General features: G+C 57.2%; 5 protein-coding genes. All 5 read right to left on the reverse strand.

Going from position 1 to position 4,749, the window contains the following annotated elements:
* Window positions 1-129 precede the first annotated feature (129 nt).
* On the reverse strand, window positions 130-528 hold the full coding sequence (locus HY868_12545; GenBank protein MBI5302958.1) for a hypothetical protein: 399 nt from the start codon (window positions 526-528) through the stop codon (window positions 130-132).
* A gap of 252 nt (window positions 529-780) precedes the next feature.
* Window positions 781-1,641 (reverse strand): CRISPR system precrRNA processing endoribonuclease RAMP protein Cas6, encoded by an 861-nt coding sequence (cas6, locus tag HY868_12550; GenBank protein MBI5302959.1) that lies wholly within the window; start codon window positions 1,639-1,641, stop codon window positions 781-783.
* 14 nt (window positions 1,642-1,655) lie between these two features.
* Complete coding sequence (locus tag HY868_12555; GenBank protein MBI5302960.1) at window positions 1,656-1,850, reverse strand: hypothetical protein; 195 nt, start codon at window positions 1,848-1,850, stop codon at window positions 1,656-1,658.
* A gap of 108 nt (window positions 1,851-1,958) precedes the next feature.
* Window positions 1,959-2,738 (reverse strand): ATP-binding protein, encoded by a 780-nt coding sequence (locus HY868_12560; protein MBI5302961.1) that lies wholly within the window; start codon window positions 2,736-2,738, stop codon window positions 1,959-1,961.
* Entirely contained in the window at window positions 2,729-4,285 is a 1,557-nt protein-coding gene (locus HY868_12565) for an IS21 family transposase (protein ID MBI5302962.1), read from the reverse strand. The genes HY868_12560 and HY868_12565 overlap by 10 nt, the downstream gene beginning before the upstream one ends.
* Window positions 4,286-4,749 lie beyond the last annotated feature (464 nt).

Below are 4,749 nucleotides of genomic sequence, written 5' to 3' on the forward strand. Positions count from 1 at the left end.
CTTTACGAAACTCGATGTAGGGCAAGTTTCTAACTTGCCACTTGCAAGTTGGTAACTTGCTTTACGAAACTCGATGTAGGGCAAGTTTCTAACTTGCCACTTGCAAGTTGGTAACTTGCTCTACAAATTTCACCGCGCACGCGTCGGCGTCCGGGTTGCGGTGGCAGTTGCAGACGGACGCGGACGCGGTGGCGGCGCGATTTCAATCGGCGTTGGAAATTCGTACGGCGGTTGAACCGGACCGAGTGTTGGCGTGCGCGTGGGCGTCAGATATCGCGTGGCAGTAGCGGTCAAGGTCGGCTCGAGCGTTAGCGTCGCGGTTGCGGTTCGCGTGCGCGTCGGCGAGGGTGTGGGCGTACGCGTCGGTGCGTCGGTGGGTGTTGGCTCGTCGGTCGGCGTTGGCTCTGGTTCGGTCAGCAGAGGATCGGATGCGGGAGTGAACCAAAATAGAAAACCGATGACAAGCAAAATGTCAACGACGGTCACTGCGATGATGAGCCATCGGTTGCGCGCCCACACATCCCGCATTGCGTCTGTCCTTTCTCGGCGCGGATTCTAGCACAAGACGACGCGTGTGACAAGACCGACATCTGTCATTCACGGTTTTTCTAAAGTCATTTGCAGACCCATCCCCCTGCCCCCCTTCCCTTTTAGGGAAGGGGGTTGGGGGTTAGGTCGGCAAGTGAGTCAAGCGACTTTAGAAATGCCGTGTCCTGTCATTGCGAGCCGCAAAGCGGCAAGCAATCCCCAAGTTGCAACGCGAGTTTTTCTGGCGCAATACTAGCGTAATGTTTCGATTTTCCTCGTCACACCCATCCCCTGGGTTGTCTTGTACCCCGTCCCGCAATAGAACGCGAAATCCGCAAGCAGTTGCAGTACGCGCCACAACGCGCGCTCCTTGCCAAAACACGTGAACGTTGCGCGCCCAACCCAGCCCGCCTGACGAAACTCGCCGAAATCCACGACCTCGGTTTTGAGCGCGTACTGACTGAGCGCGACATTCTGCTCGACTTGCATGATGAGATCGTCCTCGAACGCGGGTTGCGCGTACGCGTTCCACGCGCGCAACCACCCACCCCATAGTTGCGCCGGTTGCGGAAACAAAATGTTGCGATGGATCGCGCGATGCGCGGTCGGCGTGAGAAATTGCAAGGTGACGCGCGAATCGAGACGCGCGTCCGACGCGAACCAGTGATCCACGAGCGCGCGCGGATCGCGCGTGGCTGCCCAGGGATGCGCGGCGCGATCGGTGATGGGCGCGCCGGTTGTGAAACGCGCGTTGCCCAGCCGAATTTCGCGCGGGACGCGCAGCGTAGGGAGCACATTTTCGGCGAGCGTTTGTGCGAGACGCGGTTCGAAGGCGGTGAAGCGGAGAAACCTCACCCCACTCCCCCCAACCCCCTCTCTCCTCTCCTGATACTTTGAATCAGGAGAGGAGAGAGGGAGCAGGGGGTGAGCGGTGAGGATCGAAACGGTAAAGGGTTTTTCGCCGCGCGGTTCGTGGAGCGATTCCGCAAGCGCGGGATCGGCATCGCGAACGAGACCCAGGAAGAGCGCGTGCGCTTCACGTCCGAAAAAACGATTTGTTTCCGGCGCGGGCGCGTTGGTCGGGGTGAGTGGAATAATAGCGGAGAGAAACATTTTCTGGCAGTGTGTTACGCGGGCACGCGTTCGCTCAAGATTTGCTCCAACGTGATCCATCCTTGTTTGAGCGCCAGCAACACGCGCACAAGGTGAAGTTCGAAAAGCATCGCGTCGTCGGGATAATCCGCCTGAACTTTTTGCTCAACCTGACGCAAGACCACTTGGTCCAAGCCACTGGTTTGCTTGAGATACGTCAAATCAAACATTATCGCTCCATGTCAATTTTCACCCGTAGTGTGCCGGGTGTTTTCACCCAAACTGTGCCAGTGTTTTTGAATGAATCTCTGGCTCAAATTTGAATTAGGGTCGATAGGTTACGGCGTGGTTGTTGCTGAGGCCAGCATCACCTCCTTGCCGAGTTGCTCGCGCCCGTGGGTCCGATAACTAGCGCCGGTGATGATTAACACATACGCATTGTGCGCGAGCCGATCCAAACCCGCCGAGGCCAACAGCGGGTCGGCAAACCAACCCGCCCATTCGCTCGGCGCGCGATTGCTCGTGATGAGAATCGAACCTTTCTCATAACGCTCGTTGATTACATCATACAGATCTTCGGGTCCTGGGCTCGTCAACGGTTTGAGTCCAAAGTCATCGATGACCAACAAGTCGGAACGCACATAACCCGCGAGCCGTCTATCATACGTGCCATCTGCGCGCCCCGCATGCAGATGCCGCAGCATGAGATGCGCACTGGTGAAGACAACATCCAAGTCCTGGCGACACGCCGAATGGGCAAGCGCTTGAGCCAGATGCGTTTTCCCTACGCCGGTCGGGCCACACAAGAGGACATTGCGCTTCTCGTGAATGAATTGACAGGTGGCCAAGTCATAGACCCGCTGGCGATTGATCCCAGGATTGAAGGAGAAATCAAACGTCTCCAAGGTTTTGTCGCTCGCCAGGTCCGCGCGGCGCACCCGCAAGGCTAATTGTTTTTGCGCGCGGCGCTCGACTTCGTCTTCGAGCAAGCGCTCGAGAAAGTCCGCGTAAGTCCAGTGTTCGGCCAGGGCTTGCTGGGAACGGACATCGAGCGTGTCCAAGATACCGGACAAGCGCAGGTGCTTGAGTTTGGGAATGAGGTGCTGCTTCAGTTCCACGAGGCACCTCCACTCACGACCTGGGCGAGTTCTTCCGGCGGACGCACAAAGGCCAGAGATTCGGGCGTCGGCGCGCGTAGCGAGGGCAAGGGCAAAGTGACCAGTTCAAGTCCTTCGGTCAAGATGCGTTTGAGCGTGACGAGACTCGTGTCGCCAAAGGCAAGGCCGCGCGCGCAGGCCGCTTCCAGTCGGGCCGGCGTGTATTTATCCGCCAGTTCCAGAACGCGCATGGCAGTACGTAATTTATCGACCGGACGCGATTCCAACAATTCATCGATGACCTGGGTGGTGGCCCGACCAATGTCCTGGGCTTCGGCGCGACATAACTCCCGGTTGATGGTGGCTCCCCGCACCTTGTCCGGTGGGAGATGATCGAGTTGGGTCAGCCGTTGACCGGCTTGGGTCGCTCGCGTGTGAGTGGCGATCAGTTGAAAATCCCCTGAAAACAGGCGGACTTCACGCAGTCCGGCCCGCACCCACAAGGATTGGCCGACGAACCGACACGGCGCGGAATAAAACGCTTTCTCAAACACGATATGCCCATCGCGATGGAGTTTGACTTGCTTCCACACCGCCGGGTCATACGCCGTGCGGGGCAAGGGCATCAGTGCCGGTTGTTCGGTCTGTGCAAAGCGCGTGAGCGGCACTTGGTGCGTCGTGCCGTGAATGCGCAAACCAGCTTTGCTGAGCACCCAGGCCCGCGCTTGGGTATTCGCCTCCGGCAGTGTCGTGTCAGGCTCGAGTAGCGGCACCAAACTCTGTTGCACGTATTGCACGCCACCGCGTTCGACCTTACCTTTGTGGCGCGGGTGTACAGGCAAGCACGGATCAATCAGAAACCCATAATGCTCGGCACACTCGGCATATGCGCGCGTGACTTCGGCATCGTGATCCCGGGTGTAGGCGCGAATGATCGCGGCTTTCAAGTTGTCGATCACGATGCGTGTGGGCACACCGCCAAAAAACTCGAGGGCATGTTGGTGACACAATAGCCAGGTCGTCAATGTTTGGTCAAAGACAAACTCGACGAATTGATGTCGGCTCCACGCCAGCACCATCGTGAAGACCCAGGTACGGCGTAGCGTTTGCGTCGCGGGATCGATCACCGCACGCACTTCACCGAAATCCACCTGGGCGACTTCGCCCGGGGGCGTCTCGAGGCGCACGAACACTTCGGGCAGTGCGCTGGCTTTGATTTTTTTGCACAAGCGATACACGGCGGATTCGCTCGCGGTAAACCCCGGGCGCGCATTGAGTTTCTGAAAGATGATGCGTGGCCGTAGTCCTTGCTCGAGCCAGCGCTGGATTTCATCGCGATAGCGCGTGATCGATGATTGATTTTGCGGCGGTTGGCTATCGCCGAACACAGCGCGCAAGCGTTGGTGCAGTTCGCTCAAGTTCGGCAGGGGGTCTCGCGTGACGAAACCTTCTTGCTCGAACCAGGTGCGGTATTTCTTGACGGTGGTGCGGCTGATCTTCATCGCGTGGGCAATCCCGCGATCCGATTCGTTAGCACGCACTCGCCCTAACAAAGTTTGTATATCCATGGTGGTGAGTCTCCATTTTTTTCTCACGGGTTCTTCCTCGCTTTCTATGAGCGGGAAGTGTACCCGAGTGGAGCCAGAGACTCAAGCACCCAAGTGGCACAGTTCGGGTGAAAACGAGTGGTGTACTTTGGGTGACAACGGGTGGCACACTTTGGGTGACAATCGGTGGTCTACTTTGGGTGACAACATGTGGCACAGTATACCCCGACGAATGACACTCCATACCTGTTACCATCCATTGTTTGAATTATTGCCAGCGCGCGTTTTTTGTCAACCGTTCACAGAAGGATAAGCAGGGCGCGTGCAAAGTCACGCCCACCCTCACCCTGGGGTGATGAACCATTTCCCAAAATGCCCGAATTTTTGAGTTGCCTTAATTCAAATTTGTTCCTTGAAAATATGATGAATTTGAGCAGGTGAACCACGAGGACCATTTTTTCGGAATAATTCGTTGGGTCAATCCC

It is taken from the genome of Chloroflexota bacterium, from assembly GCA_016219275.1.
Taxonomy (GTDB): domain Bacteria; phylum Chloroflexota; class Anaerolineae; order UBA4142; family UBA4142; genus JACRBM01.